The organism is Alteribacillus sp. YIM 98480, assembly GCF_009765375.1.
GTDB lineage: Bacteria > Bacillota > Bacilli > Bacillales > Marinococcaceae > Alteribacillus.
In genome coordinates, this window is record NZ_VTOK01000001.1 from 14,714 (window position 1) to 29,427 (window position 14,714).

11 protein-coding genes and 1 pseudogene are annotated in these 14,714 nt (G+C 37.3%); 9 read left to right on the forward strand and 3 right to left on the reverse strand.

The features are described from left to right. Positions 1–954 precede the first annotated feature (954 nt). A complete protein-coding gene (locus FZF09_RS22720; RefSeq protein ID WP_233269379.1) occupies positions 955–1,086 on the forward strand; it encodes an HTH domain-containing protein in 132 nt (43 codons plus the stop codon). A 265-nt stretch (positions 1,087–1,351) separates the two neighbouring features. Here FZF09_RS22720 and FZF09_RS00075 read toward each other — a convergent pair whose 3' ends face one another. Continuing rightward, positions 1,352–1,996, reverse strand: a complete 645-nt coding sequence (locus FZF09_RS00075; protein ID WP_158734541.1) for a glycosyltransferase — start codon at positions 1,994–1,996, stop codon at positions 1,352–1,354. A 299-nt stretch (positions 1,997–2,295) separates the two neighbouring features. On the opposite strand from FZF09_RS00075, the gene FZF09_RS00080 reads away from it, so the two are divergent. Beyond that, positions 2,296–2,631, forward strand: a complete 336-nt coding sequence (locus FZF09_RS00080) for a hypothetical protein (RefSeq protein ID WP_158734542.1) — start codon at positions 2,296–2,298, stop codon at positions 2,629–2,631. A 37-nt stretch (positions 2,632–2,668) separates the two neighbouring features. Here FZF09_RS00080 and FZF09_RS00085 read toward each other — a convergent pair whose 3' ends face one another. Then, the gene (locus tag FZF09_RS00085; RefSeq protein WP_158734989.1) at positions 2,669–3,085 is read right to left on the reverse strand and encodes a MerR family transcriptional regulator; all 417 of its coding nucleotides are present in this window, start codon (positions 3,083–3,085) and stop codon (positions 2,669–2,671) included. A 375-nt stretch (positions 3,086–3,460) separates the two neighbouring features. Between FZF09_RS00085 and FZF09_RS00090 the strand changes: the two genes are divergently transcribed. Then, positions 3,461–4,501, forward strand: a complete 1,041-nt coding sequence (locus FZF09_RS00090; RefSeq protein ID WP_158734543.1) for an NAD(P)-dependent alcohol dehydrogenase — start codon at positions 3,461–3,463, stop codon at positions 4,499–4,501. Between the two features lie 420 nt (positions 4,502–4,921). Here the strand turns inward: FZF09_RS00090 and FZF09_RS23245 are convergent, their stop codons facing one another. Beyond that, a complete protein-coding gene (locus FZF09_RS23245; RefSeq protein ID WP_158734990.1) occupies positions 4,922–4,996 on the reverse strand; it encodes an Arm DNA-binding domain-containing protein in 75 nt (24 codons plus the stop codon). A gap of 339 nt (positions 4,997–5,335) precedes the next feature. Between FZF09_RS23245 and FZF09_RS00100 the strand changes: the two genes are divergently transcribed. The 6 genes and pseudogenes from FZF09_RS00100 (at position 5,336) to FZF09_RS00120 (ending at position 14,629) form a co-directional block, all read left to right on the forward strand. Next, positions 5,336–6,244 carry an AraC family transcriptional regulator gene (locus tag FZF09_RS00100; protein ID WP_158734544.1) on the forward strand — a complete coding sequence of 303 codons (909 nt, stop codon included), beginning with the start codon at positions 5,336–5,338 and terminating at the stop codon, positions 6,242–6,244. Between the two features lie 362 nt (positions 6,245–6,606). Then, the gene (locus FZF09_RS00105) at positions 6,607–7,572 is read left to right on the forward strand and encodes a sugar phosphate isomerase/epimerase family protein (protein ID WP_199256743.1); all 966 of its coding nucleotides are present in this window, start codon (positions 6,607–6,609) and stop codon (positions 7,570–7,572) included. Between the two features lie 72 nt (positions 7,573–7,644). After that, positions 7,645–8,823 carry a Gfo/Idh/MocA family protein gene (locus FZF09_RS00110; protein WP_158734546.1) on the forward strand — a complete coding sequence of 393 codons (1,179 nt, stop codon included), beginning with the start codon at positions 7,645–7,647 and terminating at the stop codon, positions 8,821–8,823. A gap of 1,083 nt (positions 8,824–9,906) precedes the next feature. After that, positions 9,907–11,352 carry a sugar porter family MFS transporter gene (locus FZF09_RS00115; RefSeq protein ID WP_158734547.1) on the forward strand — a complete coding sequence of 482 codons (1,446 nt, stop codon included), beginning with the start codon at positions 9,907–9,909 and terminating at the stop codon, positions 11,350–11,352. Between the two features lie 182 nt (positions 11,353–11,534). Continuing rightward, positions 11,535–11,729, forward strand: a pseudogene (locus tag FZF09_RS23250) (inositol 2-dehydrogenase); the annotation flags it as partial. Between the two features lie 431 nt (positions 11,730–12,160). After that, positions 12,161–14,629, forward strand: a complete 2,469-nt coding sequence (locus tag FZF09_RS00120; RefSeq protein ID WP_158734548.1) for a penicillin acylase family protein — start codon at positions 12,161–12,163, stop codon at positions 14,627–14,629. The last annotated feature ends 85 nt before the right edge of the window (positions 14,630–14,714 follow it).

Below are 14,714 nucleotides of genomic sequence, written 5' to 3' on the forward strand. Positions count from 1 at the left end.
ATAGGCTCAGACAGGTGAATATTCTTAATTTACCCATGCTAAATGCAGATAGAGCCATGGGGGATGTGAATTTCTCTTTAGACGATCATGTATCAAGCTCTCGTCAATCTGTTTGAAATGAGAAGGATGTCTGATACCAGCTATGAACCATGTGTATTAGGTTTAAAAATCTAACGGTGACTGACTAAATAAGCTTATTTAGCTATCAAACAATACCTGAAGCTTATTGCGGATGGGTCTATTGTAGAAGCTGATGGGTCATATAAGATGATTTACCTGAACAAGATTATAATTACTAGTGAAGTAAAGACTCAATTTCAATCTTAGGGATTGGGTCTTTTGTTTTAGAGAAAAGTTAGTCATATAATAAAACACTTCTCTAGAAAACTAAATTAGAATGAAAAAATATAAAATCACACCTTTTAAACCAATGGGTAGAGGTATAACTTTACATTCTTAAATTATTAGGAATAGTCTACTTTTAGTTTAATATCCTGCGGGTGATCCCCAAACTCCTTCCCAAAAAAATTAATCTCTCCTCTATAAAAAGCATCTTCTTTTATGCCGATCTTAAAGGTTAAAAAGTTCTCTTCTTCTAACCCAAGATCCTGAATGGTGACATCAGAATTGGAAAATAGTCGTTTTGTATATCAATAATAATTAAAGCAGTGCTCCAATATATGACAATTAATATAAATTTAGGAATTAACTTTGATTAGTATCAATTTCAAATTGAAGTTCATCATAAATTAATGTCTTTTGTGTGGGTACACCGATATGCTGCGCTTATATATTTCCGACCTTTTCATATGCGTAAGAATAAGGATTTTGTGTAACAAAATACTGAATCAGAAAGAGCTGATCCAAATAATGAAGTGGAGATTATCCTTAAAAGGAATATAACAAAATGTCTAAAGCAGACAACATGCTTGCTATATGAAAACAGAAAAACAGATGACAGCGAAGCAATTAGCGGAAAAATTGGAGACTCATATCCGGAGTATTTACCGTTATATTAATGCTTTGTGTGCAAGCAGTGTTCCCATTATAGCTGACTCAGTTTGCCGGAGTTCCATTATTTTTTGATCTGGTCGAGCAAAAAGAAGTTGTTCATGCGGTCAGATTTGCAGAAGAGGCAGGGTACCCCTTTGGTGACACATTAGATGGTTCCATCTCTAAGCTGAAAAGATATGCCAATACCGAACAGTTGAATAAAATTGAACTCCATTCGGAAGGCTTTGATGTCATCAGCCCTTTAATTGATCCGGCTTTGGAGTTTTATCAAAAAGTTGAAGGGGCTGTATCAAAGCGTCATTTTTTATAACCTTTTGATACAGCCCCTCTCTCAAGATTATTTTTTAAACTTCTCTGGAAACTGTTTCACAACTCCCTCAGATATAGCATCTGCCATTAAGATTATATGTGTAATCCCTTCATCAATCGCAACAATTCTTTCATCCCATTTTTTTTCTAAGCTTGCTAATAAGTCATCTGTTACCAATTCTAAATGCATATACAGCAATTTTTTTAAATCTTCATTTTTGAAATTTGGGTTGGCACCACTAAGGAACGCCGCTATATCATCAGCATTTCTATACCATTCTTTGTTTAGCTGATTTACCATGTCTTCGTTTCCATTTTTAGCGGCATCTACGATTTTGCCAGCAATAACAATATGTTCTTTGGGCAAATCTGTAAGTTTGTTCCCTGCGTCTTCTCCGTATACCGGTTTCACAGCATTTCCTATATCATCCTGATTTCTCAGAAGTCTTGATAGAACTTGTTCTTGATCCTCCGCTCCTGCTGTTGTTGCACTTGTAATATAATTACTGGTCCACAATACATGATCAATCCAAAGTCTCCTGAATTCATTTTTGAACTTCACCTCTGATTGACTAATACATTGTTCTTGTGTGTTAGCAGTGACACTAATTGCCCCAGGCAGCATGTTTAGCATAAATACTAAAATTAATGACGTAAACAAAAATCTTTTCATCAAATTTACTCCTTCCAGCATAACAAGTTCCTTCCTATTATTGTTTTAATGAATTTTTTCATTCGTCAAAGTCACTTTATTGGAAAGAATAATTATATATAAAATTTATTTACTATTAGAAAACTTAATGGGGTGTTCAAATATTATTTATACTAATTCTAGTAAAGGGAGCGAATATTCAATAAGGAGTTGTTTGCCTTGAGCACCATATAACAAAATAAAAATTTTTACGAACGAACAAATAGATTAGCATTCGTCTTTTTAAAAAGGGAAGAAAGCATAAATTTTTGGCGTTTTACATGTCTAGCGCAAGCGCCTACTCGCTCGAGATTCCTTCGGTCCGTCAATGGAAAGCAAAGATCAGCTTTCCATATGCAGCCTCTCCAGGACTTGTCGCTCGTGAGCAAGGCGCTTGCGCTTTTCTTATTAAAACAAGCAATTATGAAATTGATTCTAATAATAATTCTTTCTCGCTAAGATTGTCCTTATCTGGTCCAGTTCTAGGAATGTCAAAAATTTGTTGTTTTGCTACACATAAATATTTAAACAATGTAGAGAAGACATTTGATGGGAGGTTTTTAGTTCGATTTAGTTATGTAATCATTAGTAAACGGTACAAAAAGCACCACCGGTAATTCATGCACACATTTATGAATTACCGGTGGTGCTTTGTTAATTAGTAGTAGGAATTTCTATTTTTTCGTTTTTATGAATATCTTCCGTTCCAGCTTCCAATGCCGTCTTGTAGTACCAGCATTTATGCTTGATGAGTTCCATTGTCTTGTTTAGTTCTTCAAGTTGAGATTCCACCGTAGCTTTACGTTCTATAAACATCTCATACCTTTGCTGCAACGTGGAATCCCCATCAGAACACCAATCAATGAAATGTTTAATCTCCTTAATAGGCATCCCGGTGGATTTCAGACATTCAATAACTTTTAAAGCTTCGATATCTGATTCTTTAAACAATCGTGTTCGGCTGGCCGTCCGTTCCACAAAAGGCATAAGTCCCTCCTTGTCGTAGTAACGTAAAGTATATGCTGTAAGATTCAATTCTTTTGCAACTTCGCTGATAGAATACGTCTTCAACATTTATCACCCTTTCTTAATATTATAGACCTCGAGTTAACTCTATTGTTGTATGGGGATATTAGCATGGCAGTTGCTGAAAGTCAAAGTCTTTAGAAGATAGTAAAAAATCGGTCCGGTTTAATAGAGGCATACTTGTTCTTTAAAATAGCTATAGGCTAGATTGATAGATGATTTGGAACTAACGGCCGTAAAGATCTTCTAAAGAAATAATTTAATCACTTGACCTAGAGTTAACTATAAGGATTAACATGGTTTTGCAAGAGAAAAAATAAGAATAGAAATGAATGATGGGAAGTTTAATTTGAGTGATGCATTTACCTCATACCAGCATTTTCTCTTGAAAATTATAAATTTTGATAGGAGGTTTTAGGAATGATAACTGCTAAAGCAAGAGCTGTTAACGGTCCGGAAAAACCCTTTCGAGCTGTGGAAATTAAAAGACGCGATCTTGATTTTCATGATGTTCTGATTGAAATTAAATATGCAGGGATATGTCATTCAGACATCCATACTGCTCACGGCGAATGGGGTGAGGTAAACTATCCTCTCGTGCCTGGACATGAGATTGCGGGAATAGTGACTGATGTTGGAGCCGAGGTAACAAAGTATAAGGTTGGTGACCGGGTAGGGGTCGGATGTATGGTTGATTCCTGCGGTGAATGTGAGAACTGCCGTAAAGGAGAAGAGCAATACTGTCTTAAAGGAAACGTCCCTACCTACGCAGGTGTTGACAAATACGGCGAGCCCACTCAAGGTGGATATTCTACCCACATTGTCGTACAGGAAGATTTTGTACTGAAAATTCCTGATAGAATAGAGCTTGATGTTGCAGCACCATTACTTTGCGCAGGTATTACGACATATTCTCCACTAAATCATTGGGAGGCTGGACCAGGTAAGAAAGTAGCTGTTGTGGGCATGGGCGGTCTTGGTCATATGGCTGTCAAGATTGCAAACGCCATGGGTGCAGAAGTTACCGTTCTTTCACAAACATTAAATAAAAAAGACGATGGCTTGCAATTCGGTGCAGACAACTACTATGCCACCAGTGATCCAGATACATTCGAGAAACTTGCTGGCACTTTTGACCTCATCATTAATACGGTAAGCGCCGAAATTGACATTAATGCTTATTTCTCGTTGTTGACGTTGGATGGAACTCTAGTAAATGTTGGTGCGCCTGCAGAGCCATTGTCCGTAAACGTGTTCTCTCTTATTCCTCATCGCCGTTCCTTTGCAGGGTCAATGATTGGAGGCATCCGTGAGACTCAGGAAATGTTGGATTTTTGTGCAAAACATAATATTGTTCCTAAAATTGAAGTTATTTCAGCCGACAAAATTGACGAAGCCTACGAACGAGTTTTAGCTTCAGATGTTAAGTATCGGTTTGTAATTGACATTAGGACAATGTGAGTTGCGTAAGAGAATACTAATATCGAGGATATTCAAAAAGCTATGGGACGTTGCAGTTATAGTCCGAGATCCGCTCAATCCCCTTGATATATAATCTCCTGTTTGAAGATATTATTGGAGGCTTCTCATAGTTGACCAAACTTTTGAGAAGCCTCTTTTTCATTTCTTTTGTGACGTGACCGTACTTCCTCTGATTGTTTTGTCATCTGAGCGGCCAAGACGGTTCATAATATCCTCTCATGCCACCTTAGCTTCTGGGAATAAAAAAAGTGGGTAGTGAGTTCTTTGTTTAAGCCGGCCAACATTAATAAACGCCTCATTCTGTTCTCAATTATTGGATGGCAAAGTTTTTGAACAGAAAGTTTTGTTCCTCTACATAATTTCCGTGTTTTAACTCATATAGAAATCCAGTCACTGCCCCTACACATCCGATTTAGTGGTGAATCCACTTCTTTGTTTCTGCCTTCTTTTCCCTGTTCTTGAATCTGGACCAATTTCTAAAGTAAACGAAGCTTATTTATGAATTTAAAGTTTAGCATGGGGAAACTGCAGCTTCTTGTTAAAAGGCTTGAACAGTTACAAAATGGAAATTGGACGAAACAGAAGCACATGAGCAAACTTTATACTTTGTTTGAGTATTTTTTTGTTTTATCTATACTTAAAAAGAGAGTTTGTATTTATGAATTTATTTGATATTCTGATAGGTAATCAAGAATCGTCATGCACATAACTGGCAGGTACTCAATATCGTAGGTTTACCACTTTCGGCGCTATATATGAGTAATGGTGCTTCTCTTAGATGGCAATTACAATTATATGGTAGGGAGTGATTTTTTGGCACTAAGAAATTTTGTATCTGGAAAAATCTTTTTGAATGAATATGTTCATCGTTTAGAGCAGAACGGGGCTGTTTTTAACATCCACTATTGGGGAGGGATGCCTAATCATTATAATACGCTTCGTCATAAACATTCTTTTTTTGAAGTGTGTTATGTCGTAGAAGGAGAAGGGACTTATATCGATGGAAACGACGTCTACCCGCTTCAAGAACAGACAATATTTCTTTCTAGACCAGGTGTTTCGCATCAAATAAAAAGTGAACGAGGATTATTCCTTTTATATGTCGCATTTCAATTGGTTGAACCAGAATCAAGTGATGAATGGATAACGATCCTAGAGAATGCAAAGCAATGCCCAAAAATAATCTTTGAAGTAAATGAGGACACGGTTCCTGTACTACTATGGAAATCTTTACTCATCCAAGCGACAAAGCCGAAACATGATTTGTTAAAAGAGGCACTAACAAACTTAGCAGGGAACCTCATTTTTTCTATTATTCATTTTTTTGTACCTATTTTTAAGAAGGAAGAATCGGTACATTTACCTGCACCTTCTTCCCAAATTCTCAAACAGGTCATCATTTATATCCGTGATAATCTATCAGATTCATTAAAAATGAACGATATAGCCGAACATTTCCATATATCCAGAAGACATTTGTCACGTCTATTTGTATCTGAGATGGGGGTAAGTTACTCTGATTTTGTACAAAATGAAAGGATAGAAAGGGCGGCAATACTGCTTAAATCAACAAGCTTATCCATTAGTGAGATTGCTGAAGAAAGCGGTTTTTCGGAGGTTCATTATTTTACTCGTGTATTTACTTCTAAAATGCGTAATCCCCCAGGGCGTTTCCGTTCACTTTATTCCAACTTAAAAACGAAGGACTTCACAGAATATTGATTCTTTTATCGATTTTTTAATGACGTCATCTATTAAGAATTAGCAAATGATAATCTAGTCTTCATAGTATAAATCGTTACTATAAAAATGAAGAACGATTGTTCACGTATAGTAACTTTGTAATTGATTTCACATTTTTCTAAGGTTCATTGAATCACTTTGCAATATGGCCTCAAAATCCAAAATAGAGTCATCATATTTCAAATACATGTGTTTTTAATTCTCTTACAATTTAGGTATAAGTTAATGAAAAAACATTTTTTACATCTGAAAGAAAACGATTACAAAGACGATTGGGAGCTATAAAAAAGGATGATCGTTTTCTTGGGGAAATGAAATTGCCTTACGGAGGGATGGCCATGATGAAAACGGGTCTAGTCACTGATATTTTGGACTACATGACTTTTGAAGAAATGCTCGATACCTGTGTCAACCAAGGAATCGAAACATTAGAGTTTGGTTGTGGGAATTGGTCAAACGCACCGCATGTTGATTTAGATGGTTTGTTAGAAAGTGCACCGAAACGTCAGGAATTTTTAGATGAAATCCAAAAAAGAGGATTGGAAATCGCCGCTTTAAACTGTTCGGGTAATCAATTGGAACCCACAGAACGTGGAGAAGCTCACAAAGCAGTTGTTGAGAAAACTTTTAAGTTGGCAGGGTTATTAGGAGTTGAAACGGTCGTTATGATGTCTGGTTGCCCGAGCGGCGGGCCGGATGATGTGACACCGAACTGGATTACTCATCCAATATTGCCCCCGCACTTTGAGACACTAGATTGGCAATGGAATGAAGTCGCTTTTCCTTATTGGGAGAAGGCCGTTAAAGTTGCGAAAGAGTATGGTGTTAAAAAGATCGCGATTGAAAATCTAGGGTTTAATTTAGTTCATAATCCTGAGACACTTTTTAAATTAAGAAATGAAATCGATAACATGATTGGAATGAATTTTGATCCAAGTCACTTATTTTGGATGGGTGGAGATCCTATTGCAGCTGCAAGAGAATTAGGTCATGCGATGTATCATGTTCATGCGAAAGATGTAAGAATCGAAAGAGGAGTAAATGATATTCATGGCCTTATTGACGTGAAGCCTATGGAAAGGTTTACCACCCGCTCATGGAACTATGTAGCGCTCGGTCACGGTCATGATATTGGCTTTTGGAAAGAATTCTTTACAGTCGTTAAGATGAGTGGTTATGAGGGACCAATTGTTCTTGAAATGGAAGATTTAACAATGGATCCTTTTACTGGTGTGGAAAAATCAATGAATGTTTTAAAAGAATCCTTACCTAGAACTTTTAAAGAAAAAGAACTGATTACTAATTAAAAATCTTTAGATAGAAAATTTCCAATACTCAAAAGTTAAACTTGTTCATATGAAGAAAGAGAGGAATTTACTATGCTAAATGGGGAAAGATTGATTTCAAGACCACTACGTTGGGCCATGGTTGGAGGTGGACGTACTGGTCAAGTGGGGTACAAACATCGCACTGGAGCACTTCGAGATAACACAGCTTTTGAATTAGTGGCAGGTGCGTTTGATATCGACGCTGAAAGAGGCAAGGATTTTGGTGTTAACATCGGTGTTCCTGAGAATCGATGCTATTCTGATTATCAGACCATGTTTGCTGAAGAAGCGAATAGGGAGGATGGTATTGATGTTGTCTCTATCGCTACTCCTAATGCAACGCATTATGACATTTGCAAAGCTGCATTAGAAGCTGACCTGCACGTTATTTGTGAAAAACCATTGTTTTTTACTACTGAAGAAGCACAGTTTATCAAGGAGTTAGCAGAGGAAAAAGGAAAAATTGTCGGTGTGACATATGGTTTTTCCGGCCATCAGCTGCTCCTGCAAATGCGTGCAATGATTGAGCAAGGAAAAATAGGAGATGTACGTGTAGTGGATTTACAATACACCCATGGTTTCTGTGCAACGGATGAGGGAGACCAAAAAAATGATGCACAAAAATGGCGCGTTGACCCAAAAGTTGCGGGACCAAGTTTTGTTCTAGGGGATCTGTCCACTCACACATATTACATGTCTCAACTAATTTTACCTCATATGAAAATTGAAAAATTATTATGCGACCGTCAAAGTTTTGTTGGAAGCCGTGCACCATTAGAGGACAATGCTCACGTTCTGATGCATTATGATAATGGAGCAGTCGGAACGATGTGGACTTCATCTATAAACGCTGGATGTATGGATGCTCAAAGAATTCGTATCGTAGGGTCAAAGGCAAGTTTAGAGTGGTGGGATAGCAGACCAAATGAATTAATATATGAAATTCAAGGGGAGCCTTCCCAAACGCTGGTACGTGCCATGCCATATTTAGATGAGAGCTGTAATAGAGATGAACGATTAGGCGCATTACATGCTGAAGGGTTATCGGAGTCTTGGGCCAATATTTATCTTAAGTTTGCTGCTGCCATTGATGCTAAAGATCGTGGTGATGAGGAAACATTGAAAAATTTGGTGTATCCGGATATTGACGCTGGGCTTGAGGGTGTTCGCTGGGTTGAAAATTGTGTACGCTCTGCTGATCAAGGCGCAGTATGGGTAGATTTTGAATAGTATTGTAAATTTTCACGTTACTTTACGAAAAATTAAGGCTGTCTCTTTTGCTTAAAGGCAGCCTGACTTCCATTGATTAGCCATGATACAAAAATGGCCAAAAAGCGATGAACTTGCTGCTCCAATTGATTAATAAGGAAAAGATTGAAAAACATTCTTATGTAATGAAAGATAATCTTATGGTTCTAGTATATTCCACATCACATATTTGCTGTAAAGAATGATAGGTATTATTTTGTTCTATGTCTTTAAAATACAAAATGATGTCTTTATAATTCAAATACAAATTGTCTGTTATTTCTTACAATTTAAATATATTTAGAAAAGGAACTGAGCTTGTGAGAAAGCGTTTATACAATAGTTAAAGAAATATATACAGTATCACATACCTTTTGGCTCCCTCATAGGAGATCATTTTTCGTTCTTAATAGGTAAGTTAGTATTTCAACTTAGTTTATTTTAGACATCAATGATTTTAAAATAGAAAAAGGAAAACGATTACATTTGATAATTAGCAATGGAATGAAGTCGTTTGGTCTTATTGGGAAGAGGGCCTTATGACACCGAAAGAACATGGTGGGATAAGAGTGGATCCCAATTATATATTCCACCCTTAATGAGGATCCAGACGAATATAGGGGATTACGTAAACAGCACATATACTGAGAAGGCACTCAGTTTAAGTACGTACCTGCAGTAAGGCCTAGATGAGTATTTTGTAAAGTCCTAACCCCGTATTGAATGAGTTTTTCTTAATTTTGGATGGGAGGTGAACCTATTAGGCAACAAGAGAATTAGACAAGACTATGTATCATACCCAGCAAAAGATGAGAGAAATTAAAAAATTATTATACACTATCGACATATTTTTTTATATGCTTTTGAAAACGATTACAAATACTTATCTGTTCTTAATTAGTGCTCAAATTAATTTAGTACCCGCACGAAAGTCAAACGGAGCAGTCGTAAGAAATGGTTACTGCCCGCTGGAGAAATGCTCAAGGGTGCATAAAGACGTGCTCTTCCCCTTTTCTACTATGTGTACGAAAATAACTTTTCATTTAATAAAGGAGGAATAAATTTATGAAACTAAATAGCCAACTATATTATATTTTATTTATAGCAGCAGTAGCTTCTTTAGGTGGACTTCTGTTCGGTTATGATACAGCGGTTATTGCAGGGGCAGAACAATCCGTACAATTATACTTAGTGGAAAGTTTAGGGTTAAGTTCGTTTGTTCATGGTCTTACTGTATCTAGTGCATTGGCAGGATGTATTATAGGGGCATTAATTTCTGGATTGTTGTCCAATAGAATAGGACGACGTAATGCACTAATTATTGCTGCTGTTTTATTTTTTCTATCAGCTCTAGGCTCAGCTTACCCAGAGTTAATATTCTTCACTGTAGGTGAACCTAATTTTTCATTGTTGGTTACTTTTAATATTTATAGAATATTAGGTGGTATTGGTGTAGGTTTAGCTTCAGCCATAGCACCAATGTATATTAGTGAAATGAGTCCTCAGAATATCAGAGGGAGATTGGTAGTCTTATATAATATGGCTGTTGTATTTGGGCAAACTGTAGTATATGTTGTCAACTGGCGCATATCTGTAGGCAGGTCCAGTGAGTGGATTAATGAAATTGGATGGAGGTATATGTTTGCTTCAGAATTGATCCCAGCTGCATTATTTTTCTTCCTTCTCTTATTTATTCCGGAAACACCTAGATATATGGCCCTTAAACGTGACTATGATAAAGCATATAATTTATTAGAAAAGATAAATGGATCGAAACAAATAGCTAGCGAAACCCTTCAACAAATTAAACATTCATTAAATACTCAAACAGAAAAAGTAAACATTTTCTATTATGGAAAACTAGTTTTGGTCGTAGGTATGACATTGGCTGTTTTACAACAATTTATAGGCATAAATATTATTATGTATTATGCGCCGCGGATCTTTGCAACTCTTGGTGCTGATCAGTCAACATCAATGTTTCAAACTATACTTGTTGGAGCTATAGGTGTTGTTGTTTCATTAATAGCTGTAAGACTCATTGATAGACAAGGAAGAAAGTTCTTACTGCTTTTTGGTTCGGCAGGATGTGCCATTTGTTTACTTGCAGTAGCGTCACTTTTCTTTTTGGGTATCCAAGGAATTAGTACACTGATATTTATTTTAGGATTTGTAGCTGTATTTCAGATGACTTGGGGACCAGTTGCCTGGGTTGTAATCTCGGAATTGTTCCCTACTAAGATTAGAGGCCAAGCGGTTGCTATTGCTGTCACTTTAGTATGGGGGGCTAATTTAGCAGCTTCATCTACATTTCCGCCACTAAATGATGCTTTAGGTACAGGAGCTTTTATCATTTACGGTCTTATTAGCACTTTCGCCTTTTTCTTTGTATTGAAATTTGTTCCAGAAACAAAGAATAAATCACTTGAAGAAATTGAAAAGATATGGTTCGCTGGAAAAAAAGTTGAACTAGAAACAACAGATATGGTTTCTGAAAAAAAGTTGAATTAGAAATGCGTAGAAAACGCGAAAACCAAGCAGTAGGCAGGGAGGTTGAGTTCAACGTACGAACGATGAGTATATACCGCAGGGACTGCGGAGTTAGCCTGCTAAAATTACTTTCGGTTACGAGAGTGTTCGCAGGAATCCATCACTTCAAGCGTTAGCTAAGGTGGTGGTAGTTCAATGATGCATTTAATGTTGAATTTCAAGAATGGATTGATTCAACGAAAAAAGGATTAGTAAATGGTCCGTCAGCTTGGGATGGTTATGTTGTAGCCGTAACTTCGGATGCTTGTGTTGAAGCAAAAAGAACAGGACAGATTGAGCCGATCTCGATGCCTAAGCGGCCAGCGTTTTATGATAGAGGACAAAAAGTTACATTATAGTTTAAGTTTAATATCCCTATTAAATATCAACTTTTTTACATGATGATGAAAAATTGCTTTCTAGGGGCCATCCTAAAATGAAGGGATGGTCCCTTTGTTTGTTCGTCATGGGTTAGGTTGAAATTATATAGTTAATAATATATGATAAAGTATATGAATTGTTAGAATATTATTTAAATGGTTACATTAAGGCTTCGTAAGTTAGGTGAAAGTATTAAAGGGGATAAAAATATTTATGGATTCCACTAATTTTAGATGCAGATGAAGGGGGATACTTCATGATTAAACAGTTATTTTGTAAACAAAAAAGACTTAAATTAGCTTCAGCAGGAAATAGGTTTTTAGGTTCAAATCAGTGATGGAGAAAAAGCAACGTAGTTTCACGCTGCTCTTCGTATAAATGTAAGTCTAAGATATGAATGGAGGAAAATATGAGGAAATTGGTGTGTTTATTAATCACTGGACTTATGATGCTTCCCGTGATGGGGGTACAGGCAAAGGATTCATCGTCCTTTAGCCTGCCAGATCAAGAAGATCGTCACGAGGCTGCTGAGAAATCTGAGAGCGTAGGTGAAGTGGAGGTCATACGGGACGAGTACGGTGTTCCTCATCTTTATGCTAAAAACAAAGAGGATTTGTATAAGTCATATGGGTACGTGATGGCGAAGGATCGTCTCTTTCAGTTGGAAATGTTTAAGCGCGGGAATGAAGGAACAGCGTCAGAAATTTTTGGTGAGGAATACTTTCTCAGGGATCAGCAAAGCAGGCGGGATGGTTATACGGACGCAGAAGTTAAGGATATGATTGCGATCTTGGAACCAAAAACAAGAGAGTTAATTGAACAATTTGCTGACGGAATTACAATGTACATACAAGAAGCTCTACAAGCTCCCGACGAGAAGTTATCCAAAGAGTTTCATGACTATAACTTTCTGCCTGAAGATTGGACTGCTGTAGATGTGGTGCGCGTCTATATGGCTTCCATGACCTATTTCATGGATAGCCACCAAGAGTTAACAAATGCTGAGATTTTAAAGACATTGGAAAATGAATATGGAAAAGATCAGGCGAAAAAAATGTTTGATGATTTAATTTGGGAAAACGATCCGAAAGCCCCTACTAGTATCCAAGGCAGTAAAATGAACGCAGACAACAATGTGATTTCTAGTTCCATGCAGGAGATTTCACCAGGAGTAATACGTGCTGCCGAAGATGTGGAGACAGAAAGAAAAGACTTTGTAGAATCATCAGAAGAGCTTGGTCTACCTTTAAAAATTGGCAGTAATGCGGCAATTGTAAGCCCTGACAAATCAGCAACAGACAATGCTTTATTATTCAGCGGGCCTCAAGTCGGTTTCGTTGCGCCTGGGTTTCTGTATGAAGTAGGCTTGCATGCTCCAGGGTTTGATATGGAAGGCTCTGGTTTTATAGGCTACCCTTTCATCATGTTTGGTGCGAATAATTTCTTTGCTTTCAGTTCAACGGCAGGTTATGGGAACGTAACCGACATATTTGAAGAACAATTAAATCCGGAAAACCCTCACCAGTACCGTTATAATGGTGAGTGGAGGGACATGGAAAAAAGAACGGAAACCTTTTATGTCCAACAAGACAACGGGGAAAAGAAAAAGGTAGAAGAGAGCTTTTATCGTACTGTTCACGGGCCCGTTGTTAGTATAGACGAGGAAAATAACGTTGCATACAGTAAATCATATTCCTTTCGCGGCACTGAAACGCAAAGTATAGAGGCGTTTATGAAAGCCAATTGGGCAAAAAATATTCATCAATTTGAAGAGGCAGCTAGTCAATTTACGATGTCTTTAAATTGGTATTATGCCGATAAAAGAGGAAACATAGGTTACTATCATGTCGGGAAATACCCGAAAAGAAATGATGAAATGGATACAAGATTCCCAACACCAGGAACCGGTGAATATGAGTGGGAAGGTTTCTTGCCATTCCATGAAAATCCACAGACCGTCAATCCTGACAGCGGATATGTGGTGAATTGGAATAATAAACCTTCCAAAGACTGGACAAACGGAGAATTAAGCTTTAATTGGGGACAAGATAATCGAGTTCAACAGTTTATCAAGGGTATGGAAACAAGAGATGAAGTCACATTGGAGGACTTAAATGAAATCAACTACACAGCTAGTTTTGCTCAGCTTCGTACCCACTACTTTAAGCCATTATTAATAGAAACACTGGAGAAAAACGAAGATGAACAAGAATACTATTCCTACTTGAAAGAAGAACTGGAAAAGTGGAACAACCTAGAAGAGGACGTAAACAAGGATAGGGAGTATGATGCGGGTATTGCTACGTTCTTTAATGAATGGTGGAAGCTTGTTCACGATAAAATATTTGAAGCCGAATTGGGACTCATAAATGAATTAACAAAAGAAATCACTGATCATCGTTATGGGGCTACATTAGCTTATAAGGTCCTAAATGAAGAGGAAACGAATGTGGACTGGGCAGATAAAGATTCTGAAGAAATTATCCTAGAAAGTGCTGACCAGGCTTTTGACAAAATGCAGCAAGAAAAAGGATCGGCCGTGGAGGATTGGCGTTCTCCAATTCGTACCATGACATTTGGGGAAGAATCTTTAATTGGTGTCCCACATGGGTTAGGGGATGAAACACCAATCATTAGTATGAATCGAGGCAGCGAAAACCATTATATCGAAATGAAACCCAGGGCTCCACAAGGGTACAATGTCACCCCTCCAGGTCAAATAGGTTTTATCAAAAAAGATGGAACGCTCAGTCAACATTATAATGATCAACTAGACCTTTATGAAAACTGGGAGTTCAAAAAATATTTATTTAACAGGAAGGATATCCAAAAAGCCGCTTCTACTACAGAAAAAATAGATGTTCGATCGGAGAATTAAAGGTGGTTCTGTATTGTTGGGATGTTTAGTGCAATACAGCAGCAAAAGCTGCAAAGGAACTAACTGGCGGGATCGCTGCATGGAA

What these genes read in the sequence shown, in the direction of transcription:
- FZF09_RS00120 (WP_158734548.1), top strand. Translation starts at nt 12,161, where the DNA reads ATGAGGAAATTGGTGTGTTTATTAATCACTGGACTTATGATGCTTCCC.
- FZF09_RS00090 (WP_158734543.1), top strand. Translation starts at nt 3,461, where the DNA reads ATGATAACTGCTAAAGCAAGAGCTGTTAACGGTCCGGAAAAACCCTTT.
- FZF09_RS00115 (WP_158734547.1), top strand. Translation starts at nt 9,907, where the DNA reads ATGAAACTAAATAGCCAACTATATTATATTTTATTTATAGCAGCAGTA.
- FZF09_RS22720 (WP_233269379.1), top strand. Translation starts at nt 955, where the DNA reads ATGACAGCGAAGCAATTAGCGGAAAAATTGGAGACTCATATCCGGAGT.
- FZF09_RS00075 (WP_158734541.1), bottom strand. Translation starts at nt 1,996, where the DNA reads ATGAAAAGATTTTTGTTTACGTCATTAATTTTAGTATTTATGCTAAAC.
- FZF09_RS00080 (WP_158734542.1), top strand. Translation starts at nt 2,296, where the DNA reads ATGTCTAGCGCAAGCGCCTACTCGCTCGAGATTCCTTCGGTCCGTCAA.
- FZF09_RS00110 (WP_158734546.1), top strand. Translation starts at nt 7,645, where the DNA reads ATGCTAAATGGGGAAAGATTGATTTCAAGACCACTACGTTGGGCCATG.
- FZF09_RS00105 (WP_199256743.1), top strand. Translation starts at nt 6,607, where the DNA reads ATGAAAACGGGTCTAGTCACTGATATTTTGGACTACATGACTTTTGAA.